This is a genomic window from Nocardia puris, from assembly GCF_036051655.1.
Classification (GTDB): Bacteria; Actinomycetota; Actinomycetes; order Mycobacteriales; family Mycobacteriaceae; genus Nocardia; species Nocardia puris.
The window spans coordinates 3,872,205-3,897,908 of the sequence record NZ_CP107943.1 but is presented as its reverse complement, the minus strand read 5'-3'; the positions used below and the strand labels follow the sequence as shown (position 1 = coordinate 3,897,908).

Annotated in this window: 20 protein-coding genes and 1 pseudogene; 12 read left to right on the top strand and 9 right to left on the bottom strand. The window is 67.6% G+C overall.

Annotation, left to right across the window (positions count from 1 at the left end; all coding sequences use genetic code 11):
- Positions 1-21: 21 nt before the first annotated feature.
- Positions 22-1,146: a hypothetical protein gene (locus OHB21_RS17805; protein WP_195125967.1), complete on the bottom strand. Its 1,125-nt coding sequence runs from the start codon at positions 1,144-1,146 to the stop codon at positions 22-24.
- A 1,183-nt stretch (positions 1,147-2,329) separates the two neighbouring features.
- Between OHB21_RS17805 and OHB21_RS17800 the strand changes: the two genes are divergently transcribed.
- A complete protein-coding gene (locus OHB21_RS17800) occupies positions 2,330-3,037 on the top strand; it encodes a histidine phosphatase family protein (protein ID WP_407675248.1) in 708 nt (235 codons plus the stop codon).
- 161 nt (positions 3,038-3,198) lie between these two features.
- Here OHB21_RS17800 and OHB21_RS17795 read toward each other — a convergent pair whose 3' ends face one another.
- From OHB21_RS17795 to OHB21_RS17785, 3 genes are all read right to left on the bottom strand, one after another.
- Positions 3,199-3,708: a nitroreductase/quinone reductase family protein gene (locus tag OHB21_RS17795; RefSeq protein ID WP_067510834.1), complete on the bottom strand. Its 510-nt coding sequence runs from the start codon at positions 3,706-3,708 to the stop codon at positions 3,199-3,201.
- Positions 3,709-3,849: 141 nt separating this feature from the next.
- Entirely contained in the window at positions 3,850-4,422 is a 573-nt protein-coding gene (gene cyaB, locus OHB21_RS17790) for a class IV adenylate cyclase (protein ID WP_067510835.1), read from the bottom strand.
- Between the two features lie 23 nt (positions 4,423-4,445).
- Positions 4,446-5,264 (bottom strand): helix-turn-helix domain-containing protein, encoded by an 819-nt coding sequence (locus OHB21_RS17785; RefSeq protein ID WP_067510903.1) that lies wholly within the window; start codon positions 5,262-5,264, stop codon positions 4,446-4,448.
- Between the two features lie 165 nt (positions 5,265-5,429).
- On the opposite strand from OHB21_RS17785, the gene OHB21_RS17780 reads away from it, so the two are divergent.
- The 5 genes from OHB21_RS17780 (at position 5,430) to OHB21_RS17760 (ending at position 11,409) form a co-directional block, all read left to right on the top strand.
- Complete coding sequence (locus tag OHB21_RS17780; RefSeq protein WP_228791545.1) at positions 5,430-7,043, top strand: pyridoxal phosphate-dependent decarboxylase family protein; 1,614 nt, start codon at positions 5,430-5,432, stop codon at positions 7,041-7,043.
- Positions 7,040-7,957, top strand: coding sequence for a class I SAM-dependent methyltransferase (locus OHB21_RS17775; RefSeq protein ID WP_195125968.1), 918 nt, complete (start codon positions 7,040-7,042; stop codon positions 7,955-7,957). Before OHB21_RS17780 ends, OHB21_RS17775 begins: the two co-directional genes overlap by 4 nt.
- Positions 7,958-8,121: 164 nt before the next feature.
- Complete coding sequence (locus OHB21_RS17770; RefSeq protein ID WP_195142419.1) at positions 8,122-8,673, top strand: hypothetical protein; 552 nt, start codon at positions 8,122-8,124, stop codon at positions 8,671-8,673.
- 39 nt (positions 8,674-8,712) lie between these two features.
- Positions 8,713-10,518 carry an arginine--tRNA ligase gene (gene argS, locus OHB21_RS17765; protein WP_324196561.1) on the top strand — a complete coding sequence of 602 codons (1,806 nt, stop codon included), beginning with the start codon at positions 8,713-8,715 and terminating at the stop codon, positions 10,516-10,518.
- A 516-nt stretch (positions 10,519-11,034) separates the two neighbouring features.
- Positions 11,035-11,409: a hypothetical protein gene (locus OHB21_RS17760; protein WP_170160832.1), complete on the top strand. Its 375-nt coding sequence runs from the start codon at positions 11,035-11,037 to the stop codon at positions 11,407-11,409.
- Between the two features lie 50 nt (positions 11,410-11,459).
- Here the strand turns inward: OHB21_RS17760 and OHB21_RS17755 are convergent.
- From OHB21_RS17755 to OHB21_RS17735, 5 genes and pseudogenes are all read right to left on the bottom strand, one after another.
- Positions 11,460-12,237, bottom strand: a pseudogene (locus OHB21_RS17755) (phosphotransferase).
- Between the two features lie 480 nt (positions 12,238-12,717).
- Complete coding sequence (locus OHB21_RS17750) at positions 12,718-13,254, bottom strand: TetR/AcrR family transcriptional regulator (protein WP_067510839.1); 537 nt, start codon at positions 13,252-13,254, stop codon at positions 12,718-12,720.
- Positions 13,251-14,252: an alpha/beta fold hydrolase gene (locus OHB21_RS17745; RefSeq protein ID WP_328439633.1), complete on the bottom strand. Its 1,002-nt coding sequence runs from the start codon at positions 14,250-14,252 to the stop codon at positions 13,251-13,253. Before OHB21_RS17745 ends, OHB21_RS17750 begins: the two co-directional genes overlap by 4 nt.
- 107 nt (positions 14,253-14,359) lie before the next feature.
- Positions 14,360-14,794, bottom strand: a complete 435-nt coding sequence (locus tag OHB21_RS17740; protein WP_195125971.1) for a DoxX family protein — start codon at positions 14,792-14,794, stop codon at positions 14,360-14,362.
- Between the two features lie 107 nt (positions 14,795-14,901).
- Positions 14,902-15,930 (bottom strand): IS630 family transposase, encoded by a 1,029-nt coding sequence (locus OHB21_RS17735; RefSeq protein WP_228791546.1) that lies wholly within the window; start codon positions 15,928-15,930, stop codon positions 14,902-14,904.
- A 331-nt stretch (positions 15,931-16,261) separates the two neighbouring features.
- Between OHB21_RS17735 and OHB21_RS17730 the strand changes: the two genes are divergently transcribed.
- The 6 genes from OHB21_RS17730 to OHB21_RS17705 are packed head-to-tail and all read left to right on the top strand — an operon-like array spanning position 16,262 to position 25,643.
- Complete coding sequence (locus OHB21_RS17730; protein ID WP_067510843.1) at positions 16,262-19,990, top strand: non-ribosomal peptide synthetase; 3,729 nt, start codon at positions 16,262-16,264, stop codon at positions 19,988-19,990.
- Positions 19,987-21,639, top strand: a complete 1,653-nt coding sequence (locus OHB21_RS17725; RefSeq protein ID WP_067510844.1) for a fatty acyl-AMP ligase — start codon at positions 19,987-19,989, stop codon at positions 21,637-21,639. The genes OHB21_RS17730 and OHB21_RS17725 overlap by 4 nt, the downstream gene beginning before the upstream one ends.
- Positions 21,636-22,655: a flavin-containing monooxygenase gene (locus tag OHB21_RS17720; RefSeq protein ID WP_195125973.1), complete on the top strand. Its 1,020-nt coding sequence runs from the start codon at positions 21,636-21,638 to the stop codon at positions 22,653-22,655. Before OHB21_RS17725 ends, OHB21_RS17720 begins: the two co-directional genes overlap by 4 nt.
- Positions 22,652-24,199 (top strand): acyl-CoA dehydrogenase family protein, encoded by a 1,548-nt coding sequence (locus OHB21_RS17715; RefSeq protein WP_195125974.1) that lies wholly within the window; start codon positions 22,652-22,654, stop codon positions 24,197-24,199. The genes OHB21_RS17720 and OHB21_RS17715 overlap by 4 nt, the downstream gene beginning before the upstream one ends.
- Complete coding sequence (locus tag OHB21_RS17710) at positions 24,196-25,383, top strand: acyl-CoA dehydrogenase family protein (protein WP_195125975.1); 1,188 nt, start codon at positions 24,196-24,198, stop codon at positions 25,381-25,383. The genes OHB21_RS17715 and OHB21_RS17710 overlap by 4 nt, the downstream gene beginning before the upstream one ends.
- The gene (locus OHB21_RS17705; protein WP_067510848.1) at positions 25,383-25,643 is read left to right on the top strand and encodes an acyl carrier protein; all 261 of its coding nucleotides are present in this window, start codon (positions 25,383-25,385) and stop codon (positions 25,641-25,643) included. The genes OHB21_RS17710 and OHB21_RS17705 overlap by 1 nt, the downstream gene beginning before the upstream one ends.
- Positions 25,644-25,704 lie beyond the last annotated feature (61 nt).

Below are 25,704 nucleotides of genomic sequence, written 5' to 3'. Positions count from 1 at the left end.
CGTGGCTCCTCGCGTTGTCGGTCAGATTGCCGGCGGGTAGTCCAGCACGCATTGCCCATCGGCCAAGCGCTGCCCCGGCTCGAACGCGCTCGCACGATATCCGACCGGGTAGGCGTTGTTCTGCCCGGCGATCGAGCTGTTGAGATGGCGGGTCATCGGCACGAAGCCGTTCGGCGACTGCGCCAGCGAACCCCAAGTCTTGTCCGGCGCGTGCCCGACCACCAATCCTTCGTACCGCTCCGGATGAGCCGCGCGCTCGGCGTCTGCGGCGCGCCGGGCGTCAGCGTTCAGCCCGGGGTTGCCGGGGACCTTCTCCAGGTAACCTACGACGGCTCCACTCGGGTCGGCTCCGCGGCCCCAGATCGCGGCCAGGTTGGCTTTGCTGATGTAGTCGTTGTACTGGCGGCGTTCCTCGTCGGAAGCGAAGCCGTCGCTGGCCGGGCACACCGCGACCGGTCCTTGGCAGCGGCTGGATTTCTCGGCCGTGGTGCAGGTGGTCTTGTCGCGGGATCGGTTGTTGTGGCAGGCGGATTCGGCGTGCCAGTTCGCGCGTCCGACGGCGTCGGCCACCGACATGCCCAGGGTGTTGCCGGACTGTCCCGCTTCCCACGCCTTGACCGCGGCGGCTTTAACCGCGTCGGTGTAGAAGCTGTTCGGGATGCCGGAATCCTTTTCGCTGCACGGGATGTCGAGGTAGTCCAGCTTTTCCTCGACGACCTTGTCGCGCTCTTCCGGCGAGGTCCGCGGCTCGGAACTGCCGTCCTCGCCCGGGTTCTCGTCACCGTCGGGTCGCGGCCTCGGCGGTCTCGGTGTCGGCGAGGGTTTGCCGGGCGGTTTCGGCCGGACCTGGGTGGTCGGCAGCGGGAACGAGGGCCGGGCCGGGGGTTCCAGCGCCGGTACCGCAGGCGCGTCCGATGGTTCACCCGGTCGCGGGATCGGCTGCGGCGCGCCCTCGCCCGACCCCGATGCCGGCGGGCGCGGCGGTAGCACGGTGGTGGGGCCGGGAATGATGTCGGTGCCGCTGCCCTGCGGCAGACGGCCCGGCGGGTTCCCGGATTGCCCCTCCACACCCCCGCCCGGAGCCAGCGTGGGCGCCAGGCCGGGCGCGGTCGGCGGCGGTGTCGTAGCTCCCGACCCAGCCTTCACCCGCGAGGACGGTACCCGAACGTTCGCACTCTCCGAGATCATGGTTTGCGCCGACCACACCGGCCAGGGTCTGGCTCGGCCCTTCACGACGAGTTGCTGCGGCCGCGCAAGGAACAGCGCGCCACACTGCTCGTCGAACCGAACAACGACGCGCGTACACCGCATACCGCCGCTGGGGGTGGTCGCGCATCGGTACCCTGCGGCCCGGCTGGGACAACGCGCCAACGTTCGACGTACTGATCCACGACATGAACACCCCGCACCTCATAAGAGCAATGATCAAGACCTGTGGATGACGGGAAGGACGCACCTTCCCGGATGATCTATCTGTCCGATGTCTTGATCCAGGCCGACGAAAATCGGCGACGTTGCTCGTGTAGAGCGGGATGTCGTCGACAGCGGCGATGGCGGCGATCATGAGAGCGAACTTGCGCGGCTTGGGATTTCGGCCCGCCGCGACCACGAGTTTCGCCATCGACGTGAACCGTCGCGCGGCGGCCGGGAAGAACGGCAACGCATCGAACGCGTGCTCGACCTCGAACAGGCGCTCGGTGCGCAAAGCGAGAACGGCCAGCGCCGTCCCGAGCCCGAGTTCAGCGACGGTCACCGCACTGATTCGGGACCGCTCCGGAAGGTCGTCGACTTCGATTGTCGGCAAGTCGATCAACACCCAGGCGTCAGGCGAAACCGACAGGATGAGGGTCAGGCCGGCTTTCAGTCATCGAGACGATCCGCGCCGAAGACAGCATCGATCTCGGCACGTGCTGCCGTCGCGTTGGCCGCACCGCCGAATCGAGCGAAGCGCTCCTCGAGGTCCGCGGTGGACACGTCCCGCACCTGCCGGACCGGGCGAAGCTCCCCCACCGGGCGCCCGTGGCGAGTGATGATGAAGTCCTGCCACGGCGAGCTCTGCGAGCGCGGGAGGGCCCCTCGGGGCGAGGTACCGGTAGGTTTGCGGGCGGCTGGAATGCGGATTGCGTTCGCCACGGGCGGCTTCGCCTGCGCGCGGTGCGCGAAAGATCCCGATCAATGGGATACCCCGTATTTGATTCGGGCACATTGCTGCTTCTGTGAGACGCGACACACAAGTTCCGGTCCTCCGGCATACCTGCAGTGGCGTTCGCCACGATGAAAGGCATCCCCACCCATGCGAATCCGATCTCTTCGATTGTCCATCGCGGCGATGGCGGCCGCGGTCGCGGCCACAACCGCTACCACCGGCGTCGCGTCCGCCGATATCGACCTCGGAAGCTCCGGCAGCAGTTCCGGCAGCAGCGGCGACATGGTCATCACCCTGGTGCGCCATGCCGAGTCCGCCGGTAACGCCTCCGGCCTGATCGACACCAAGGTGCCCGGCCCCGACCTGACCGCACGCGGCCGGACCCAGGCGGACAATCTGGCCGTCCAGCTGGCCGACAGGAATTACGACTGCGCCTTCGCGTCAAACATGGTGCGTACCGAGCAGACTGCGGCGCCGACCGTCGCCAAGCAGGACCTGAGCCTCGACATTCAGCCCGGTTTCCGGGAGATCGAGGCAGGCGAGTACGAGGGCACCCCGGAATCCGAGGCGCTGTCCGGGTACCTACAGGCGCCGATCAAATGGCTCTCCGGCGACCGGAACGCACGGATTCCAGGCTCCATCGACGGCAACGAGTTCGACGGCCGCGTCGATGAGGCACTGCTCACTGTGCAGCGCCGCGGCTGCGCCAACCCGGTGATCTTCTCGCACGGCGGCACCATCATGTTCTGGTCGATGATGAACGCCGACAACGCGGACCCGAACAAACTCGGCACCGATCCGATCCGCAATGGCGGCCGCGTCGTCCTCGAGGGCAGCCCCCAGAAGGGCTGGACGATCGTCGAATGGGTCGGCCACCCGGACCTGGACTGATTCGCCTTCCGCGCCCCGGATGTCACCGACACGATCGGTGGCACCGGGGCGCGGTTGCCTCTCAGCACAGGGTCACTCACGGCGCGGCCCTCCACCACACCCGGTGAAGGTCAACGCGTTCAACACCATTCGACGCACCTCGGCGGAAGTCCTCGGAGCTCTCAGCCCTCGCCGTCGAGGGTCAGCACGACCAGCGGAAGGGGACGGTCGACCTTGGACTGGAAGTCCGCCAGCAGGGGGTTGTTCGCCAACACCCACGCCGCGAACTCGTCGTAGTCCGCGCCTTCGAGCACCTTGCCGGTCGCCCCGTAGGTCTTGTCCCGGAGTTCGACAGTCACCTGCGGATTCGCCTTGATGTTGTACCACCAGGCCGGGTACTTGTCCTCGATGAACGAGCTCACATACATGATGTCGCCCCGGTACAGGGGACCCAGCGGAGTCGTGTGCCGCTTACCGCTCTTGGCTCCGGTAGTGGTGAGCAGGATCAGATCCCCGCCGGCATACGCACCACCCACCTTGCCCGAGTTCTCCCGGAACTCCTTGATCACATCATCGTTCCAGCCGACGATGCTGTCCCCCTCCCACGCCTGGTTCCACGGCGCGTTCGGATCGTTGTACTCGGTGATATCGGCCTGATCCGGCTGTCCCACTGTCGAGTCGTTTTCGCTCATGATTCGAGTGTGTCGCATGTATAGGACAGCGAGTGTCCTAATACGGACGGTGCGCACCGCCGACAGGGGGCTGCTGCAGGATTCGGTGACAGGTTGACCTGCCCCTGCAGCCGTCCCATGGGCGGCGCTGGACTCGCTAGTTCAACGAACATCCGATCGTTGACGTGCTTGTCGGACCGCGTCGGTGTACAGCGCGGTGGTCAGCTCTTCGGGAGTGACGCCGAGTTCTGTGAGTATTGCGCGCAGTTCCGCGAAGGCTTGGGGCAGGTCGGTTTCTTCGGCTTGGGTTTCCAGTTCCAGGAAGGTGCCGTCGATCTCCGGCACCTCGGCGATGGTGGCGAGCATGCGTCTGCCGGAGGCGGTGAGCTCGAAGTTTTCGCAGTGTTTGGTGAAGGACAAGGCGGGCTGGTAGCCGAGCCGGATGATGATTTCGTGGATGGCGTCGCGGTCGGTGACGAGGGTTTCGAGTTCGGGTTTGGATCCGGTCGCTTCGTCGACGGCGGGGTCTTTGAAGGTGAGTACCTGGCGGCGGTTGCCGGAGGTGTCTTCGATTGTGCGGAGCCGTAATTCGCGGCCGGTGCGGTCGAGATCCCGGGCTGGGGTGTCGTAGTAGGTGTCCTGGTAGGACACGGTCGCGGGGGTGGCTCGTTCGTGCAGGGCAGCGCGGACTCGGTCGGGGGTGGTCAGTCTGGCTTTGTATTCGGCCTCGATCACGGGTGCTGCCTTTCTGTGGCTGGTCAGACGGCGCGGTGCGCGGTGGTGATGGTCTGTTCCATGGTTCGGCGGAAGGCGTGGTGCAGGATTCCGAGGGGGTTGGGTTCGATTCGTTGGGTGGGGCACGCGTGGGCTTCGCGGTGGTCGGTGAACGCGGAGACGTACATGGTTCCGTGCTGTCCGTCGAGGCTGATGATCCGCCATACGGGTACGTGATCGTAGAGGTAGACCTCTACCCGGCGTCCGGAATCGACCAGCTCACGCAGTCGTGAGAGGGACAGGCGGATGCCGGCAGCGAACGACTCGGCCGATTCACCGATCTCCTGCGCACGGTATGCGGCGGCAGCCGAGTCGGGGTTGAGCAGAAGGGCACGTAGCCGGGCGTCGACCGGGATGACCTCGCGCAAGAGCGAGCCCTTCAATCCCAGGATGCCGAGCCCCCGCACCGCCATGACATCGATGGTGGCCGCAGTGCCAACCGCGGCGCGGATGTCCTCGGCGGCGTCGGCTTGGGACGGGTAGGTGCGAGTGATCTCGGTAGGGCCGGCCGATATCACGTGGTGTGCGTTCCGGGGTGCCAGTCCCAACGCGATGCGGGCCGAATCCGGCATACCCAGGCCGTCGGCCAGTCGCTGGTACGAACTGAGGCTGGTGACCTGTCGGCGCCGGTTGATCAGTTCGTTGATCCGGCCTTGGGAGATGGCCAGGGCTGTGGCCAGTCGTTGCTGGCTGGCCCCGGTGTGCTGCTGCACCAGCCGAAGGATGCCAGCGACATCACGGTCGACGAGAAGACGCTGGACTTCTTCACGTGCCCAGATCTCAGCTGGGACGACGATCGGCATGAACGCGGATCCCTGCACGGCTGCCCCTCATCCCGAACACCCACCCGGATTCATCTCACTGCGAGATTATCAGTCTGGCAGGTGATATCCCCTCGGTGTGGTCGAAAAACCCTCTGCGCCTTGGCTTACTGGATGCATCGTCCACGTGTTCGAAAGGCGTCGCGCATGCTCGAATCGACCCCGCTTCTTCGAAGTTCGCCGGCAGATACGGATGCTCCCGCCGACAACGGCGGGCACACCCGGTCGGACCACTCCCATGCCAAGGCGGTCAGGGCGGTTTCGGCGAGTGACGCCACCGGGCCGGACACTGTCGAGTTGCTGCATCGAGCGCTGGACCTCGGTCTGGAATTCAAGAATCGCGAGGAGATCTACGGCAGCCGTATGCCGCCGAACGAGATTCGCGACGTACTGCTGACCGAGCTCCCGGAAGCATCTTTGACGTATGACGAGATCTACCGGCAGTTCCGCGATCATGTTCTGCCGCTGTGCAAGAACGAGGCATTGCCGCGGTTTCTTGGTTTCGGCGACACCGGCGATGATCCGGCGGCCCTCATGGGCGGTGTCTTGTCACTGCTGACCCAGCAGAACATGATCAACCAGTCGTTCGACTCGCCCAGCGCCACCTTTATCGAGATCACGGTGCTTCGCTGGCTTCGAGAACTCCTCGGGTTCTCGAATCCTCCGGTGTCCGAGGTGAACTCGGTGTGGGATGTGGGTGGTGTGATCAATCCCGGCGGGACGATGAGCAACACGATCGCGATGATGCTGGCACGCGAGTCAGCGGTTCCCGGCACGATGGGATCCGGAATCACCGATCCGGAAAGGTTCTCGGTCATCGTCCCGGAAGGGATCGGGCACTACAGCGCCAAGGCCGCGTTGACATGGATCGGTTGCGGCAGCCAGGTTATCGAGGTTCCGACAAACGGGTTCCGCTACGACCTCGCCGCGCTCGAGCGCTCGCTTGGTGGGCATCTGGGCCGGGTGATGTCGGTGGTCGCCTATGCGGGCGACAGCCGTACGCAAACCGTGGACCACCTCCGCGCGGTACACGACGTGGTGCGTTCGATCGACCCCGGTATCTGGTTGCACGCCGATGCCTGCTGGGGCCTGCTCGCCGCGTTCAGCCCACAGTCGGGGGCGCTTCTGGACGGTATCGCGGAATTCGACAGCGTCACCGTGGATCCGCACAAGATCATGGCCGTCCCGTACGGGCTGAGCGCGCTGTTGGTCCGCGATCCAGCAGCGCTGCGGGCGGTATCGACATATTCGGACCTGATCATGCAAGAGGAATTCGCGTTCGGCCAGGTCACTCCGTTTCTCGGGACCAAGGACTGGAGTTCGTTGAAGCTGTGGATGATGATGCTCGGCCGTGGCCGGACGGGCTTGGCTGCCCTCGCCGATGACCGAATCGATACGGCTCGTCGGTTCGCCACGCTCGTCGATGCGCATCCCCGTCCCGTCCGTGTGAACGACCCCGATCTGGCGGCCGTCGTGTTCTTGTACCTCCCCGCCGGAGTCGACCAGTCCGTTCCGTTGTCCGATGCCGAGATTGCCGCCGTCAACGTGTTCAACCTCGGCATCCATCAACGGATGCTCGATGAAGGCCGGTGGCACCTGCATCAATTCACTCTGCCCGACAATCTCGGCCGACTGCGCCATGGCGCGATCCTGCGGCCGTTGCGGTTCATGGCCAACAACCCCGGTCTCACAAGCGAGCACATGCGCGAAGTCGTGGCCTATCTCGACCACCTCGCCACCGACCTGGACGGTGCCCCATGACGACCACCGATCGGTTCCGATCCGTCTACCGGACTGAGGGCGTCTACGACCGCCTGCTGCTTCGCCACTTCTTCGGCGGGATCGAGGACACCGAACTCGTACGGCGGTGGATGACCGATCTGTTCGGCATACCCGATGGTGCACTGCGGATCGCCGAGTTCGGCTGTGGCACCGGCCGCATCACGCGAGTGCTCGCCCCCTACGCTCATGAGCTCGTCCTGGCCGACTACAGCCCAACAATGATAACGGCAGTGTCCCAAGGCTTTCCGCACGCGCGGACACTGTGCGCCGATACCCGAGATGCAGTCACCGAGCTCCTCTCCGAGGGCCGACAGGCAAGTTTCGATGTGGTGGCAGCATTCTGGTCGTTGAGCTATCCGCTCGGAGAGATCTTCGAAACCCTGTCCACGTCCGGTGTCGTGCCGAACCCGCAACCGGGTTCCGCCCGGAATCGGGCGAGGGCCTTCGTATATCGGATGATCGACCTTCTCGCCCCGAACGGGCATTTGACGGTGCTGCTGTTCGACGCCGAAAGCCCGGAACAACGACTCGTCACTCGAGGCTGGGAACGAGTCGCGCCCTTCCCGGAAGGCGGCCGATCCTATACCCGCAACATCCTGACCGATGCCCTCCGACAGCTCGAAGAGCGTGGTCGAGGCAGGCTGAACCACACACGGCTCGGCGGAGTCGCCTGGGCACCGAATCCGGCGGCAGCTCGTGATTGGTTTTTCGGAGTCCACTTCAAACACCACCCACAGTTGACGAACGATCCGGAGCTCGCCCGGATCGTCGATGACTTCATCGACCGGCACCGCCTCCTCGACGGCGGCGTCACCCTTCCCAGCGGCGTGCACCTGATCGACTTCCACCGGGCCGACCATCCCCACGCGTCCCTACCTCGGGTGCTGCCATGACAGACGAGTTGTTCGCCGCGGCGGCGGCCATCAGGGTGGAATTCGCCTCGGACGGTTACGGACTCGCCTACGGCTCGCATGCCAGCGGACTCGCCGGGCCGACCTCGGATCTCGATCTCGTCCTCATCGGACGGCGGCGGTTGGAGAGCACACGGATGCGGGCATTGACCCACCGGGTGGTCTGGCTCCACCACATCTTCGGACTCGACCTCGACACCGAGGTCGCCTATCGGACGAAACTCTTCGCGACCTACAAGGACGTCGATGCCGCAGTGGAGTTGCGGTGTTTCGACCGAATCGACGGGCGCCTTGTCGCCGGACCGGTGATTGCCGAACCCTGGTGGCTGAATTCGACCGGATTCGGCCGGCGGCTCCTGCTCAACGCGTTCACCAGCGAACACGTCTTCCTCGGTGGCGACGTGCACCGCTACCGGCTCGATCGGAATAGGGCCGAGAACGGCATCGCCCAGCTCGCCGCCTCGATTCTCGGAAGCCATTCACTCTCGATCTCCGAGGCAGTCGAGGCATTGTGCCGCAGCGCTACAGGCGCCTACGGCAAAGACTTCCTCGGCTACACCCCTACCGCCCATCTCCGTTCGGTCGTCGCAGCAGGGATTGCGGCATTCGACGCCGCGCGGCGACCTCGAGATCCCCGTGACCAACGTGGCCGGCGACAGCCCGATCACACCGAAAGTCGTGCGATCACAGGTCCCTGAGATACTCGGTGCCTACCGTCGTTCAGAAAGGAATCCCAGGTGAAACCTGCCGGTGTGGTGCCGCTGCTCGGGTCTGTCGCTGCCGGTGTGGTGCCGCTGCTCGGGTCTGTCGCTGCCGCTGTGTCGGAGGCGATCGGCCGAGTCCGACCCGACCTGGCAGGAGCAGACCCGGTGGTGCGACGCTCCGACCGCGCCGACTACCAATCGAATGCCGCGCTGCCGCTCGCCAAGAACGCCGGGGCGAAACCCGTCGAACTGGCAGAATCGCTGGTGCAGCATCTCAACAATGACGGCCGCGAGGTCATCGAGTCCGTAACCGTCTCGGGGCCGGGGTTCCTCAACATCACTGTCTCCGATACCGCGATTTGGTCGCAGGTCGCGGCGCGACTGGCCGATGAGCGACTCGGTGTCCCCATCGACGGGGCCGGGCAGCGGGTCGTGATCGACTATTCGGGGCCGAACGTGGCCAAGGAGATGCACGTCGGACATCTGCGGACCACGATCATCGGTGACAGCCTCGCCCGCGTTCTCGCCTTCCTCGGCGCGGAAGTGATTCGCGCGAATCACTTGGGTGATTGGGGAACTCAGTTCGGGATGCTCATCCAATACATCGACGAGCACCCCGAAACATCATGGCGTCAAGACGAACTCAGTGATAGCGGGACCAGCGCGGTGTCGGCTCTGGACGCGCTGTACAAGGCCGCGCGGGCGCGGTTCGACACCGACCTGGACTTCGCCGACCGTGCCCGGCGCCGCGTGGTCGCTCTGCAGTCCGGGGACGAGCGGACGGTGGCCCTGTGGAAGGAGATCGTGGCCGAATCGGAGAAAGCGTTCGCCGCGATCTACGACCGCCTCGGTGTGCTGCTCACCCCGGACGATTACGCCGGCGAGTCGTTCTACAACCCGATGCTCGCCGACACCGTCACCGAACTCCTCGACAAAGGCGTCGCCGTCGACAGTGATGGCGCGATCGTGGTTGCCTCGCAGGAAGTTACCGGCACTGGTGACACCCCCGCGGTGTTGATGGTCCGCAAGCGCGACGGTGGCTACGGCTACGACAGCACCGACCTGGCCACCATTCGCTACCGCATCACCACCCTGCACGCCGACCGGCTGCTGTACGTCACCGATTCCCGCCAAGCCCTGCACTTTCGGCTGATCTTCGAGGCGGCCCGCCGCGCAGGATGGCTCACCGACGCTGTCACCGTCGACCACGTCGCCTACGGCACCGTTCTCGGGCCCGAAGGCCGGCCCTTCAAAACCCGTGCCGGCGGCACCGTTCGACTGATGGACCTGCTCGACGACGCCGTCTCCGCTGCCCGCACCGTGGTCGCCGAGAAGAACCCCAACCTGCCCGCGGACGAACTCGACCGCATCGCCGAGCAGGCCGGTATCGGTGCGGTGAAGTACGCCGACCTGTCCACCAGCCGGATCAAGGACTACGCTTTCGACCCCGCCCGCATGACCGCCTTCATCGGCAACACCGGTGTCTACCTGCAATACGCGCACGCCCGCATCTGCTCGATCCTGCGCAAAGCCGAAGATCTCCACGGTATTTCGATCGACACGCAGATCCCACTCGACCCGGGCGAACGCGAACTCGCACTCACCCTGGACGGGTACGGAACGGTCATCGCCGAGGTATCCGCCACCCTCGAACCACACCGCTTGGCCGGCTACCTCTACGACCTCGCCCGCGCCTTCTCCGCCTTCTACGACACCTGCCCCGTCCTCACCGCCACCGAACCCATCCGCGGCAACCGCCTCGCCCTCGCTCAGTTGACCGCCCGAACCCTCGCCCACGGCCTCGAACTGCTGGGAATCGCCGCACCGGAACGGCTCTGAAACAGGAAGTACCGCAGACGAAGAGGGCGCACCACACGCTCCGACTGTCCCGGGTACATGGTGTTCACCAGCACAATCAGCCAGGTCCTGTCCGGAAAGGCGAGCATGGGTGACGATCAGCTTCCCGGTTGCTGTCGCTTTTGGGTCGTCGTTCCGAGATCGCGCGCTGACCGGTGACGCCCGAACTCACACGCTCAGAACGTCGTTCCTGGTTGCTGCACCAGCGGTTGTCGAGCCACCTGACCAGATCCAGCTTCGAGTCCTGGCGGCCTTGTATCGAGCGCAACCTCCGGCGGCTTCGCGAGGGAGTTTCCGGAGAGCCTCATCGGCGGCACCTGGAGCGTTGGGCGTCGCTGGTCAATCGGGGTGACGTGCCCGGTATTCATCGAGCACTCACCGGACTGGATCGCGAATCCATTGAGATGCGCGAGGTTTCGCCGATGGGTGGACTGCTCCCGCAATTGGAGCGCGCCGAGGTCCTGCGGGGAGCTGATGCGCCGCCACTGTGACGCCGAAGTGGACAACAACGACGAAATAGACGCCTGGGCTCACGGCACGGATACCGGTTCGGCTTCAGTCATCCAGACGATCCGCTCCGAAGGCACAGTCGATCGCAGTGCGCTCTGTCGCCCCATCCGCAGTACCACCGAAACGGGCAAGGCGCGCTTTGAGATCCGCGGTGGACACGTCCCGCGCCTGCCGGATCGGGCGGAGCTCCCCCACCGGATGCCCGTCGCGGGTGATGATGAAGTCCTGCCCCGCTTCGAGCGCGTCAATCACTCGATCGCAACTGTTCCGCAGCTCAGCCTGACTGATTGTCCTGGTCACAGAAGCCATGATGACGGCAATGCTTTCTGTCGACGCATCGACCGCGCGGAGATTCGAAAGTGAGATCGTTGATCTTCCACTAGACAAGCGATCGACGGTCCGAAGCTGCAGGGTCAAACACCTTCGATGACGCGTTCGAGCGCCGCCCGCCCTATCGGCCCCCAGTGCGGCTTACCACCGGGCAGGCCTCGATCTCCGTTGTGCCCCATGTGGATCAGGAAGAAGCTCTTCAGGGCGGCCAGGCCGCGGGCGCGGCGGATCGTCGCTTCGTCCGCTCGCGCGTAGCTGTCGAAGAAGTGGGCGGCGGTGCCCGCGGGGAGCAGCACCCAGGCGGCGGCGAGATCCTGAGCTGGGTCGCCGGCGAACATGTCGCCGAAATCGACTATGCCCGAGAGGGTTCCGTTGGAGACGACAACGTTGGCTGGATGGGGGTAGCCGTGCGGCCACAGAGGTGGGCCGGCCCACGCGGGTGCCCGACGGCGTCGTTCCAGATTGATCGGAGGGCGGCGGCGATGTCTTCGGGCGCGAAGGTCTGGACGTAGTTCTCGAAGGTGACCGTGTAGTGCCCGGGGTGGTCTCCGCGGTCCGTGGCGACCGGCGCGTCTGCGGGTGCTTCCACGTGGAGCGCTCGGAGGAATTCCGCCAGCGTCTCGGCCGCATGGCGGCCTCGGTGAATCATGCTGTGGTCGAGCGGCTCCCCGGGAATCCAGGTCATGACGGTCCAGTGCTTGGGGAAGCGATCGGAGGGTTCGCCGACTCGCACGGGGTGGGTACAGGCAGCGGCAGGCGCGGAGCCAGTACGGGGAGCCACCGCCGTTCGTGGAGCTGATGTTTCGGCGTGGAGTCCATGCGCTGCCTGCGCACGACAAGCTCGTCGCCGAGGCGCCACATCTGGTTGCCCCAGCCGCCCGCCACCTCGCGGATGGTCAGGCCCGCGAGATCCGGATGCTGGTCCGCCAAGAGGGCGCGGACGAGGCTCGCGGTGATCTGGATGTCGGTCATCCGAAGTCACTGTACCGACGCGGCAGTCCGAGTCGCGGATCAGAGACTTCTCGACGGCACGGGCTGGCGGCCGAAGTGGAACAGCGTAGGACGTTTCCGGATGGCGCTCGGACCACTGCGCTTTCGGAAGCGGACCGCGCGGAGCGACGGCGACGGCGACGGCGACGGCGACGGCGACGGCGCACCTTCCGGCATAGCGGCAGCATTCCGAATCACATTCGGCCCGAATCGATTCCGCCAGTGATCGTTCGGTCGACGGTGGTGGCCGCTAGCGCAGTTCCCTCGGAACCGACGGGCGGTGAGCGCCCCCATCAGCTCCCCCGCCCAGCCCCAAGGTGTCCGATCGCCCAGCCGGGCGCAGCCCTCCTGTCACCTCCGCGCCAACCGCAGCAAACCTGCACGCAGGTCGGCACGAGGAGCCGAAACATCCAACTCCAACAGCGCGGTCTCGGCGATCGCGGCGACCAGCAGCACGGCGACCGGCACGGGATCGGCCCAGCCGAGGGCTTCGAGGTCGGCACGCAACAACTCGGCGGCAGCGGCGTTGCGGGCGGCCACCGCGGTGTGCAGCCCGGCGTCGGTGCGGGCCTGGACGAGCAGGCCCTTGGTCGCGGGTTCGGCCAGACAGCCGTCGAGGTAGGTGGTGATGATCGCGGTCAGGCGGGCTTCGCCGGGCTCCAGACCGGCGATGGCGGTCGTCACCTGGTCGGCGAGGTCGTCGTGGAAAGCGCCGTGCAGCGCGAGCAGGTAGGCCTCGCGGCTCGGCCAGTGCTGGTAGAAGCTGCCCTTGGCCATGCCCGCCTCGGCGGTGATCGCGTTGACCGACAGTTTGCCGAGGTTCTCGGTGGCCAGCAGGTGGCGGCCCGCGCCCAGCAGTGCGCGGCGGCCGGGCTCGGCGGACCTCATGAACTCGCCTCGGCACGAGCGGCGAGGAATTCGCTGACCGCGCCGAGGAATTCGGCCGGACGCTCGGCGAATGGTTCATGCCGAGCGTCGAGCAGGGCGATCTCGGCGTGCGGGAGGGCGCGGGCGAGGCCGCGCCGGTTCAGCAGCCACGGGTTCATGGGGTCGCGGCGGCCCCAGACCGCCAGGATCGGCAGCTCGGGCAGCAGCGGACCGTCCGCGGGTAGGTCGAGCCGAGGGTCGTCGAGGCTGCGCCACAGTCGGCGATAGACCGCGAGCCGCACCGGATCACCCGGAATCCCTTTCGCCCGTTCGAGAATGGGCCGCACGCCCTCGTGACGCGCGGAACCCAAGTACATCCTGGCGCAGGGAACCACGGCCCAGCGCGCCACAGCCGGGTGCGCCATCACGCGAAACAGCGCTCTGGTCAACAGGTTCAGCGGCACGAACCCGGCCGACTGCACCAACACCAACCCCCGGATCCGGTCCCCGGCACGCTGCGCCAACCGCACGGCGGCATAGGCCCCGACACTGTTCCCGAGCACGGTGAACGATCGAAATCCGCTGTCGGACAAGGACTCCACAACCTCATACGCGACATCGGCGAGCGCATCGACGGTCAACCCATCGGCAGCCGACGACCCGCCATAACCCGGCCAATCGACAGCCGCGATCGACCAGGCCTCCCCCAACGTCGCGGCGATCGGGTCGAAATCACGGTGATCACCCGGATTCGCATGCAGCAGTAGCAATCCCGACGCATCGCCCGGCGATCTACCGCTCAGGTGCACGACCACTTCCCCGTAAGCCGTCGACACGGTGCGGGTGTCCCCAGCGATCTCCATGAGCCGACCGTACCGATGACCGACCGGTCGGTCAAGGCTCGATGCGCTGCGACTGACCCTCCCACTCAACGTTCGAGCGGGCACAACGACGCTGCCCCCGAGCCGTGACCGTCCCGGGACAGATTCACCACCGAACAAGGTGGCCGCCGACACCACACCGCAGAACATCGACCGCCGCCAACCCCGACAGCCGATCGATCCGCACACGCACGATCGGCGATCGGTGGACTGTCCACCGATCGCCGATCGTGCTTAGGAAATTCTCACCGCGAGAGCGCGTTGCGCAGGTCGGTGATCGAGGCGCGGCGCTCGTAGGCGATCCAGGCGAAGATCGCGGCGAGCACGAGGGGGAAGATCGCCATCTCGGGCAGGTCGGCGATGAATGCCTGGGAGCCGGCGGCGAGGATGGTGAGGACGGTCAGGCCGGCGGCGGCGAGGGCGCTGAGCTTGGGGACCATGAGGCCGATGCCGCCCGCGACCTCGACGACGCCGATGAAGACGAGCAGCGCCAGCGGGATGGTCATGTTCTGCGGCGGGTTCTCCATCAGCACGTGCGGGATCACGAGCTTCGGGCCGCCGGAGGCGAGGATGAAGAACAGGCCGAGCACGATCTGCAGGGTCCACAGGACGCGGTTGCGGATCTTGCCGGGGCGGGCGGTGACGTCGGTGGCGAACGGGGCGGCGGCGGTGGTGGTCATGGCTGGTCCTTCTGGTCGGGTGCGCCGGGTTGGTAGCGCGTTCAAGGGATAGGACGGGCCGCCTGCCGAGGATTCATCGCTGTGCCCGAAAGTTTTTTCCCGGCCCCCTACCGCAGGCTCGCGCAGTGCTTCCGCTCCGCGGTCGAGAACCGTTGCAGATACCCGGCGAGGGAACCGATCGCTTCGCCCGCGGCCTTCTTCCAGCCGATCGGCAGGGGATCGGATTTCCAGCGTTCGACCCACGCGCGCACGTCGCGCTCCACCGTCTCCCCGCTGCCGTGCGAGACGCAGTGCACGAGTTGGTCGGCGAGCAGGGCCATCCAGCGCTCCGCGCGGTCGAGCCAGGAGATTCCCGCCGGGGTGAAGTGCGGGCGGAAGCGCGGGTGAGCTGCCAGCCACTCCTGAACGATGGAGGTCCGGTTGGTCGCGTAGTTGTTGCACACCACGTGGACGTCGAGTTCGGCGGGCACCCGCGCGTCAACGCTGGCAAGGAATTTCGTGAACTCGACCGCTCGGCGCGTGCGGCGTGATTCGGCGAGGCGCTCGCGGTGCCCGGTGCCGAAGACGGCGACGAGGCCTGCGGTGCGACGCGGACGCTCACGGGTGCGAGGTTCCGACGACCGAGCACCGGCGAACATCCGCCCGCCCGACTCCCGGTCCGTGCACAGCACCACCGCCTTCTCCGACGCGTTGCGGTAGAGCCCGACGATATCCACGACATTGTCCAAAAATGGCGGTGCCACAGGAATCTTGAACCACCCGGCCAGATGCGGCGCGAAGCCGAAACGCCGCCAGATCCGGCCGATCGTCGATTTCGACAATCCGGTGCGCGCGGCCATCGACGCCCGGGTCCAGCGCCTCGAATCGGCCGGGACCTGCTCCAATGTCAGCGTCACCACCTGCCGAATTCGGTCCGGCGGGATGGATTTCGGGCGGCCGGAGCGCGGCTGGTCGTCGAGTCCGGCGAGTCCGCGCTCGATGAACCTTTCCCGCCATTTCGCCACCGTCGGGGCGGAAACGCCGAGCCGGGCCGCGACATGACTGTTGCGGGCGCCGGGTTCGGCACACGCGAGCACGATCCGGCACCGCAGCGCGTAGGCCTGCGTCGATGTCGCCGCCCGCGCACGGTGCAGCAAAGCGCGACGCTCGGTAGCCGTTACTGTAAGTTCGCCATTCTTCGGCCGTCCGATATGCACCATCCGCCCGAATCTTACCAATACTCAACGAACTTCGGGCGCGATCCTTTGGAACACTACCCAGTGAAGCCGGGATTTCTCTGGGCTGTTGCCCAAAACAGCGCGGTCATACAGTCGACCGCACCGCCGACCGGCCTGGTTGACCACGAGGTCCCTGAACAAAAGTCGAATTGTTTTCTGAACAAAAAGGTTTCGAGCTTTGCCCATCGCTTTACACCGTCATGCGATCAGCACCGACGCATCCTCCCTGCTCCCCTTCCCGATATCCGACATGCAGAAGCTCCTCATGGTCGGGGCCAGCGACGGCATGCAGAATTCCGTGCGGCCCCACCTGTATCTGGAGCGCGAACGGGCCGGGCTCGATGTCCGCCGCTACGAGCGCGCCGTCAACGCGACGCTGGCCCGCCACCTGGACGTATTGGTCACCGTCACAACAGATCTGGAACTCCGCCCGATCGAGGAGTTCGTGCCGCTCACCGTGGGTTACACCGACCTGACGGGAGTGGAACCCGCTGCCGCCCAACGGGAACTCGACCGTCTCCGCGACGAGATGTCGACGCGTCCGCTGCCCTTCGACCGCTGGCCGTGGCTCGAGTTCCACGCCACCCGGTACGGCGACGACCGGGTGCGCCTGCACATCAACTTCAGCAACTTCTTCCTCGATCTCTACAGCGGAGCGAGTCTGCTGCACGAGATCGACCGCCTGTACGACGATCCGGCCGCACCGCCGGCCGAGACCGGGCCCACCTTGCGCGAGGCGACGCTGGCGCTCGCGGCGGTCGAGGCCGGCCCCTTGGGCAAGCGGGCCCGCGGCTACTGGATGGACCGGCTGGACTCCCTCCCGGAACCACCGCCACTGCCGTTGGTGCACAACGACGGTCGTCACGGCGGCCTGCGCCGCAGGCAGCTGGAGCTCGGCGCGCCGGAATGGTCGACCGTCAAGACGATCGCCGGCGAACTCGGCCTCACGCCGTCGGCCGTGCTGCTCGCCGTGTACGCCGAGGTCATCGCGCAGTTCAGCGGCTCGCGGCACTTCCTGCTCACCAATCTGATGACCCGCAGGCTGATCCCGGCCACAGCACGGGTGTTCGGCAACTTCTCCTCGGTCTACCCGCTCGAGGTCGATTGGCGTGGGGAGCTCACCTTCCTGGAGCGATGTCGCGTCCTGCAACGGCAACTGCTCCGCGACTTCGCCCGCACCCACACGGGCGGTCTCGACGTATTGGAGGCGTTGAGCCGGGCCCGGTCCGCGCCGGGCAGCGCGGTCTGCCCGTTCGTCGTGGCCGCCGGACTGACGGCCGGACCGCAGGAGCGCGTCGGGTTCAGCCGGCTGGAAACCCCGCAGGCCCTGGTCGATCATCAGTTCTGGGAGCTCGACGGCGGCAGCCTGTGGGTGGTGTGGGACGTGCTCGAATCCGCCTTCCCGCCCGGGTTCCTCGACGAAATGTGCTCCGCCTACGAGAGATTGCTCCGCCGCTTCGCCTCAGAGCCCGATGCGTGGCAGGAGCCGGTCGGCACGCTGGTCGAGCCCCGCGTCCTCGATCTGCGCGACGCCGCCACACCGGTCCACCCCGCGCCGAGCGAGCTGCTCACCGACCTGCTGCCCACCTACGCGGCAGAACGTCCCGGCCACACCGCTGCGATCGGCCTCGAAAGATCCCTCACCCGTACCGAGCTACACAGTGCCGCAAAAGCATTGGCCGCACGCCTACAAAGTTCCGGTGTCGTCCCCGGCGACCTGGTGGCCGTGATCCTGCCCAAGAGTATCGAGCAGATCGTCGCCGTGCACGCGGTGCTGCTGGCGGGCGGAGCCTACGTGCCGATCGACCCGGCCTGGCCGCGCGAACGGCGCGACGCGCTGCTGTCGATCGCCGAAATCAGCTCCGCGATCACCGAATTCGAGCTACCGGGTATCCGATGTCTCTCCCCGCAGGGCGACGACACGGGAGAACCCGCGCCCGTGTCGGTCGCACAGTCCGACCTCGCCTACGTCATCTACACCTCCGGCTCGACCGGAACCCCCAAGGGCGTGGCCTTGAACCATCTGGGTCCGCTCAACACCATCGTGGATATCAAGCGGCGCTTCGGGATAACCGATGACGACATCGTCTTCGCCGTCTCGGCACTGCATTTCGATCTCTCCGTCTTCGACGTGTTCTGCGGCGCCACCCTCGTCCTGCCCGACCCCGACGACCCGACCCCGGGGAGCTGGCTGCGTCTGCTGCGCACCCACCACGTCACCGTGTGGAATTCCGCCCCGGGCCTGATGCAGCTGCTGGTCGAGGCCGCCGACGGCGTCACCCTGCCCGCCCTGCGCCTGGTCCTGCTCAGCGGTGATTGGATTCCGGTCACCCTGCCCGACCGCATCCGCCGGATCGCGCCCAACGCCGAGGTGATCAGCCTCGGCGGGGCGACCGAAGCGTCCATCTGGTCGATCTACCATCGCATCGGCGCCGTGGACCCGTCGTGGACCTCCATCCCGTACGGCCGGCCCCTGGCCAATCAACCGTGGTACATCCTCGACGAACTGGGCCTGCCCGCGCCGACCTGGACGACCGGTGAACTCCACATCGGCGGAATCGGCTTGGCGACGGGATATCTCGGCGATCCGGACAAGACCGACGCGGCCTTCGTGCGGCATCGCGAGACCGGTGAAAGGATCTACCGCACCGGCGATCTCGGCCGCTACCTGCCGGGCGGCGAGATCGAATTGATCGGGCGCGCCGACCAGCAGGTGAAGATCCAGGGCTGGCGGATCGAGCCGGGCGAGATCGAACACGCGCTGCTCGCCGAGGCAGGCGTCCGCGACGCCGCGGTGCTCGCCTGCGACAGCCCCACCGGCAAGCGCCTGATCGGGTATGTGACACCGGACGACCTGGACGTCACCGCCCTCCGCACCGCGCTGGCCGAACGGCTGCCCGCGCCCCTGGTGCCCGCGGACCTGATCGCCTTGGACCGGCTCCCGGTGACGGGCAACGGCAAACTGGATCGGCGCGCTCTGCTCGCGCTGCGCCCGGACCCCGCGGTCACCACCCGAGAGCCCGTTGCCCCGCGTACTCCGAGGGAAGCCGCGCTGTTCGCGATCTGGGCCTCGGTGCTCGGGATCGACGCGTTCGGCGTCGAGGACGACTTCTTCGACCTCGGCGGTCATTCGTTCGCGGCGCTCCAGGTCGTCACCCGAATCAGGCAGCAGCTCGGCGTCGACGCGGCGCTGGGCACGTTGCTGACCGCCCGCACCATCGCGGCGCTCGCCGAGGGGCTGGCCCGGCCCGATTCCGCACTGGTCACCCTCGATAGCCACGGGACGCGGACGCCGTGCTTCTTCGTCCACCCCGCCGGCGGCACCGTCTTCGCCTACCGCGACCTGGCGGCCCGGCTGGATCGGCCGTGCCACGCCTTCCAGGTGGTGGCACCGCTGCCCGCGACGGTGGCGGAATTCGCCGCGCGCTATCGCGCCGAACTGCGGCGGGTCCAGCCGCACGGCCCGTACGTCGTCGGGGGCTGGTCGTCCGGCGCCGCGATCGCGCTGGAACTCGCGGCCGAGCTGGAACGCGAGGGCGAGCACGTCGAACAGCTCGTCATCTTCGATGCGCCCGCACCGGCGACGATGCCCGCTCCCGACCACGCCACCCTGCGGGCCTGGTTCGCCGAGGACCTCGGCGGCACCGATCCCGGCGGCGATCTCGACCACCTGTTTGCGGTGTTCTCGCGGGTGGTCCTCGCCGCGCGCACCTACCCGGGCCGGCCGGTGCGGGCCCCGATCCGGCTGCTGCGCGCCGTCGACGGCCGGGTGAGCGAGTTCGACGGCTACCCGGACGTCGAGGGCTCCTGGGGCTGGGATCGCTTCGCCCGCAACGGAGTCGAGGTTATCGCGGCGCGCGGCACGCACCTGACGATGTTCGATCACGGCGCCGCGCTCGCCGCGATTCTCGACGAGGAAGCGCCGGAACCGATGCACCAGCGAAACCGAAACGCCCACACGGAAAGTCACCTCGGATGATCAGCGACCTTCGCGCACTCGCCCGCACCCACGGTGACCGCGAGGCCGTCCTCGTCCTGCCCGACCGCGGCGACGAACTCGACCGAATCACCTACGGCGCACTGGATCTGGACGCCCGCCGGATCGCCGCGGCGTTGCAGCGGCGACTGGAACCAGGCGCAAGGGTCGTGCTCGCCTACCCCACCGGAATCGAATTCGTGCGCGCGTTTCTCGGCTGCCTGTACGCCGGGGTGGTGCCGGTCCCCGCGCCGTTGCCGCTCTCGCCGCGCAGCGGCAAGCAGCTGACGCGGTTGCGGGGGATCATCGCTTCCTGCCGGGCCGCGCTGATTCTCGCTCCCGACGGCTACACCGAATTGCTCAGTGAGACAGGCATTCCGGCGTCGACAGCTCCGCGCGGACGGGCCGAGGACTGGACGCCGCGTGCGGAACGCCCGGAGGAGATCGCCTTTCTCCAGTTCACCTCGGGCTCGGTCGGTGACCCGCGCGGCGTCGTCGTCACCTACGGTGCGCTCGCGGCCAATACCGATCTGATCCATCGGCACTACGCGTTGCCGGATGGTTTCCACGTCGGCAGCTGGCTGCCCCTGTATCACGATATGGGCCTGATCGGCGCGGTGCTACTGCCCCTGCGTTTCGGTGGACGGGCGACCCTCCTGTCCCCCACCGCCTTCCTGCTCGACCCGTATCGCTGGCTGCACATGATCGACGTGCACGACGTATTCATCAGTCCGGCACCGAATTTCGCGTACGACCTGTGCGTCCGGCGGATCCCGGCGAGCAAGGCGGCCGGACTGGATCTCTCCCGGTGGCGGGCCGCGCTGAACGGCGCCGAACCGGTGCGCGCCGCGACGCTGGCGGCGTTCGCCGACTGCTTCGCCGCGGCGGGGTTCCGGCCCGAGTCGTTCAGCCCCTGCTACGGCATGGCGGAGGTGGGCCTGTTCGTCACCGGCACGCCGAACGACGAGCCCCCGGTGGTGTCGCGCATCAGCGCCGAAGCGCTCGAGCAAGGTGCGTTCGTCCCGGATGCCGCCGGGGTGCCGATGGTCAGCTCCGGCCCGGTGCCCGACCACTACCGGCTGACGATCGCCGATCCCGGCACCGGCGAGCCGGTGGACGAGGGGCGCGTCGGCGAGATCCGGCTGTCCGGTCCCAGTGTGGCACCGGGCTACTGGGGGCAACCGGTCTTCGGACCGGAACTGCGCACCGGTGATCTCGGCACCGTCCACGACGGTCAGCTGTATCTGACCGGCAGGCTCAAGGAACTCATCATCATCCGCGGGCGAAACTTCTACCCGCAGGATCTGGAATACCTGCTGGGCCAAGTGGATTCGAGCTTCGAGGGCGGACTGGCCGCCGCGTTCTCGGTACCGGCCCAGGACGAGGAGCACATTGTCGTGGTGCAGGAGGTCCGGACCGATCACGGCGATCTCGACGGACTGGCGCTGAAGGCCAAGGCGGCGCTCGCCGAGCTGGCGACGGTGACGATCGCCGGGGTCTGCCTGGTCCCGCCCGGCGCGATCCGGCGCAGCACCAGCGGCAAGATCCGGCGACTGCACATGCGCAAGCTGTTCCGTGACAACACCTTGAATGCCACGCACGAGGAGCTGGACCCGGTGCTGCGCCGTACCTACCGAAAGGCCCCGTCGTGAACGACTTACCGAAGACCGTCGACACCGTGATCGTCGGCGCGGGGAAAGCGGGGCTGGCGACCGCCTACCACTTGCAAAGGGCGGGAGCGGATTTCGTCGTACTGGACGCGGCGGATCAGCTCGGCGAGCCCTGGCGGACCCGGTGGGACTCGATGACGTTGTTCACCTCGGCGCGCTTCTCCGCCCTGCCGGGGGCCGCCTTTCCGGGCGACCCGCACCGCTACCCGCACAAAGACGAGGTCGCCGATTATCTGGAGCAGTACGCGGATCGCTTCCGGCTGCCGGTGCTGCTCGGCCGGCGCGTGGATTCCCTGCGGAAGGTGGACGGCGAGTTCCTGCTGTCCCTCGGCGGGGAGACGTGCGCGGCCCGCAAAGTCGTCGTGGCCACCGGTGCGTTCCAGCAGCCCTGGGTGCCGCCGGTCGCGGCCGAACTCGACCACGGGATCGTCGCGCTGCACTCGCACGAGTACCGCAATCCCGGACAGGTCCGGCCGGGAACGGTGCTGGTGGTCGGCGGCGGCAACTCCGGCACCCAGATCGCCGACGAACTGTCGGCCACCCATCGGGTCGTGCTCAGTCGCGGCGCGCCCCTGCCTTCGATACCGCAGCAGGTTCTGGGCCGGGACGTGTGGACCTTTCTCCGGCCGCTGCTGCGCTTGCCGGTCGTCGGTCCCCTGCGCAAACCGGATCCGGTGATCGGGGCGCCGGACGATCTGCTGTCGCGGGTGCAGCCCGTCGGCCGGATCGAGTCGGTGGACGGCGCCGCGCTCGTGACCGCCGACGGCACCCGCATCGAACCGGACACGGTCATCTGGGCGACCGGCTATCGCGACGATTGGAGCTGGTTCGACCGGTCGCTGCTGGGCGAGGACGGCAAGCCCGCGCACGTCGCCGGGATCGGCGCGGTGCCGGGCCTGTATTTCGTCGGGTTGTACCGGTTGCGCAGCCGCGGGTCGGCGCTGCTCGGATTCGGCGGGCGCGACGCGGCCCGCATCGCCGAGGCGGTGCTGCGGTGATCGCGGAACTGGAGAAACGGCTCACCGATCCCGAGGGTCCGTTCGCGCCCGAGCGCGTGTTGCGAGGGGATCGCGACGAGTTGCTACCCCGCGAGGCGTGCCGGGCGCTGTACGACGCGGGCCTGCATCTCGCGTGCGTGCCGCGCCGGTACGGCGGCACGCTGGACGACTATTTCCGGACGGTGCAGGGCATCCGGCTGGTCGCGCGGCGCGATCTCAGCGTCGCGGTGGCGCACGGGCAGATCATGCTCGGCACCGCCCCGATCTGGGTGGCGGGCACCGACGACCAGGCCACACGGGTGGCCGCCGAGATCGCGGCGGGCGCGGTGATCTCGTTCGGCCTCACCGAGCGCGAGCACGGCAGCGACGTCCTCGCCAACGACGCCCACGCCGTCCGCGCCGACGGCGGCTGGCGACTGTCCGGGGAGAAGTGGCCGATCAACTACGCCACGCACGGCGACCTGATCTGCGTCTTCGCCCGCACCGAAAGCGAACCCGGCCCGCGCGCGTTCAGCCTGTTCCTGGTGGACAAGCGCGAACTGCCGCACTCCCAGATTCGGTACTTGCCCAAGACACACACCTTCGGGCTGCGAGGCGCCGACATCAGCGGCGTCGAGTTCACCGAAGCGCTTCTCCCCGAGCACGCCCTGGTCGGCCGTCCGGGCGACGGTGCCGCCATCGCGTTGAAGTCGCTGCAAATGACCCGGGTCGGCTGCGCGGGGCTGTCGCTCGGCGCGGCCGATCACGCCGTCCGGCTCGCGGTCGCCGCCACGGGCACCGCCGACCACGAACGGCGGCTGCTCGGCAGGGCCGTCGCCGGCGTGCTCACGGCCGAGGCGGTGGCCGCGCTCGGGGCCCGCTGCTTCCACACACTGCCCGGCGAGATGAGCGTGGTGTCGGCGGTCGTGAAGAGTTTCGTGCCCGGTGTGGCCGACGAGGTGGTGCGCCTGGCCGGCGCGCTGCTCGGCTCGGACGCCGTGCGCGACGCGAGCAGCGCCTACGCCAAACTCGAACGCGATCACCGCATCGTGGAGATCTTCGACGGCAGCACCTACGTCAACCGCACCGTGCTGATCAACCACTTCCCGATGCTGTCGCGCGCGTGGCGGCGCGGCACCGGCGACGAATCCGCGGTGCGGCTCGCGGCCCGGCTCGACGCCCCGGTGCCACCGTTCGATGCCCGGCGGCTCGGGCTGCTGGCTACGGCGGGCGCGAGCGTCGTGACGACGGTGCGCGAGCACCCTGTGCTGTCGCAGCTGGCCGAGGAACTGCACCGCGACCTCGCCTCGTGGCGCCCGGCGATGCGGGATGTGCCGCCCGAAGGATTCGAGCTGGCGCGGCGCTACGAACAGCTCTTCGCGGCGGCGGCGTGCGTGCATGTCCACCGCGCCAACGGTTTATCCGATGGGTGGCTGGAGGCGACGATGGCCTATCTGTTCGCCCCCGCCGACGCGGACGCGGTGTATCTGCGGCTCGCCGACGAAGTGCTCGCCGGTGCCGTACCCGGACCCGATTCGATCGATCCGACGGGGTGGGGACTGTGACGCCCGGTTTCGCCGCGACGTACGAGCGGCGCGTCGGCGACCCGTGGACGGGTCCGCTGAGCTATCCCCATACGGTCTCGAAAGATGAACAGGCTGAAGGCTTTCGGCACGGCACCGACATTCTGCGCGAGCTGTCGCTCGCGGCGGAGTTCGTGCCGAGATCGCTCGGCGGGCGAGGCGACGACCTCACCGCCGCCATGTCGGCGTTGCGGGCGGTCGCCCGGCACGAACCCGGCTTGGCGTTCGGCTACGGCGCGACTCGACTGGCGGCGGCCCGCACGGTGCTGCGCGCGGACGGGGAACACCACCGGCAGTCCGTTGTCGAGCGTCTGCTGGCGGACGGGCGGGTGGGGTATGCGGGCCCGGGAGCGGTGCTGCGCGTCGATGACTGGCCGGGACTTCCTGACGTGGTGCGTGATCGGGATCTCTTACGAGTCAACGGGATTCGCCGAGCGCTCGCCGCCGAGGACACCGATCTGGTCATCACCTCGGTGATGGTGCGCGAGCCCGACGGAACCGTGACGCCGCGCCAGATCGTGACCACCACGCCCACCGTACGGGCCGCGCGGCCGATGGTCGGGCTACGCACTTCTGCCCCTTGCGATCTCGTCTTCGAGGACCAGATCGGGTCCGGCGAGGAACTACTGGACATCGACCCACCCGGCAACGGCGCGATCCCGCTCGCCGACGAGGTGGGGATCGTCCTGGCCGGCGCGGCGGTCGGCATCCTCGACACCGGGTTGCGGGTGACGCTGCGCCACGTGTCCCAGCGACGCCTGTACGGCGCGACGGCGGCCGACATCCCCACCGTCCGTGCGATTCTCGCCGACGCCTACGCCGATCTCCTGTGGTGCGACGAGTACGTCCACACCGCGCTGCGGGCGCCGGATCGCCACGCCGCGGCGGCCTGCCGCCACGTCCCCGCCGTGCTGACGCGAGCCATGCACCGGCTCTCGACCGTCCTCGGGTCGGCGTTCTACATCCGGGAGGGCGAGAGCGCGGTGTTCCAGAAACTCCTGCGCGACCTGCGCACCGCGTTCGCCACCCGCGCCGCACCTGAGACGGAACCCGTTGCCGTGGAACGGAATTCCGGCATGTCGCGCGACGATCTGTTCGACGACCTGCGCACCCACCACGCCGAGGACCGCACCCTGGACCTCGAGCACCGACCGAGAGGCACCTGATGGACGACACCCTGTTCACCGAACGACGCGACTGGCTCCGCGCGAAAGTCGCCTACTACGTCGAACGCGAGCCCGAGGAGATCGGCTTCGACACCCCGCTCACCGCGTACGGATTGAACTCCGTCTTCGCCCTGACCATCGCCGCCGACATCGAGGACGAACTCGGCATCACCGTCGAACCGGAGGTGATGTGGGAGCACCCGACCATCAACGCCCTCACCCCCGCGCTGCTCGCCGGACAGAAGACGCCGACGACCTGAGCGTTAGGGGCCTGCGCCGGTCCGTGCTCTTCGGTATGTCGCGAAGAGACCTGACGGGAGG

Bases quoted from the DNA above. Each gene is read 5' to 3' on its own strand.
- OHB21_RS17775 (WP_195125968.1), top strand. From the start codon at position 7,040: ATGACGACCACCGATCGGTTCCGATCCGTCTACCGGACTGAGGGCGTC.
- OHB21_RS17730 (WP_067510843.1), top strand. From the start codon at position 16,262: ATGCAGAAGCTCCTCATGGTCGGGGCCAGCGACGGCATGCAGAATTCC.
- OHB21_RS17780 (WP_228791545.1), top strand. From the start codon at position 5,430: ATGCTCGAATCGACCCCGCTTCTTCGAAGTTCGCCGGCAGATACGGAT.
- OHB21_RS17725 (WP_067510844.1), top strand. From the start codon at position 19,987: ATGATCAGCGACCTTCGCGCACTCGCCCGCACCCACGGTGACCGCGAG.
- OHB21_RS17800 (WP_407675248.1), top strand. From the start codon at position 2,330: ATGGCGGCCGCGGTCGCGGCCACAACCGCTACCACCGGCGTCGCGTCC.
- OHB21_RS17750 (WP_067510839.1), bottom strand. From the start codon at position 13,254: ATGAGGTCCGCCGAGCCCGGCCGCCGCGCACTGCTGGGCGCGGGCCGC.
- OHB21_RS17785 (WP_067510903.1), bottom strand. From the start codon at position 5,264: ATGCCGATCGTCGTCCCAGCTGAGATCTGGGCACGTGAAGAAGTCCAG.
- OHB21_RS17705 (WP_067510848.1), top strand. From the start codon at position 25,383: ATGGACGACACCCTGTTCACCGAACGACGCGACTGGCTCCGCGCGAAA.
- OHB21_RS17740 (WP_195125971.1), bottom strand. From the start codon at position 14,794: ATGACCACCACCGCCGCCGCCCCGTTCGCCACCGACGTCACCGCCCGC.
- OHB21_RS17795 (WP_067510834.1), bottom strand. From the start codon at position 3,708: ATGAGCGAAAACGACTCGACAGTGGGACAGCCGGATCAGGCCGATATC.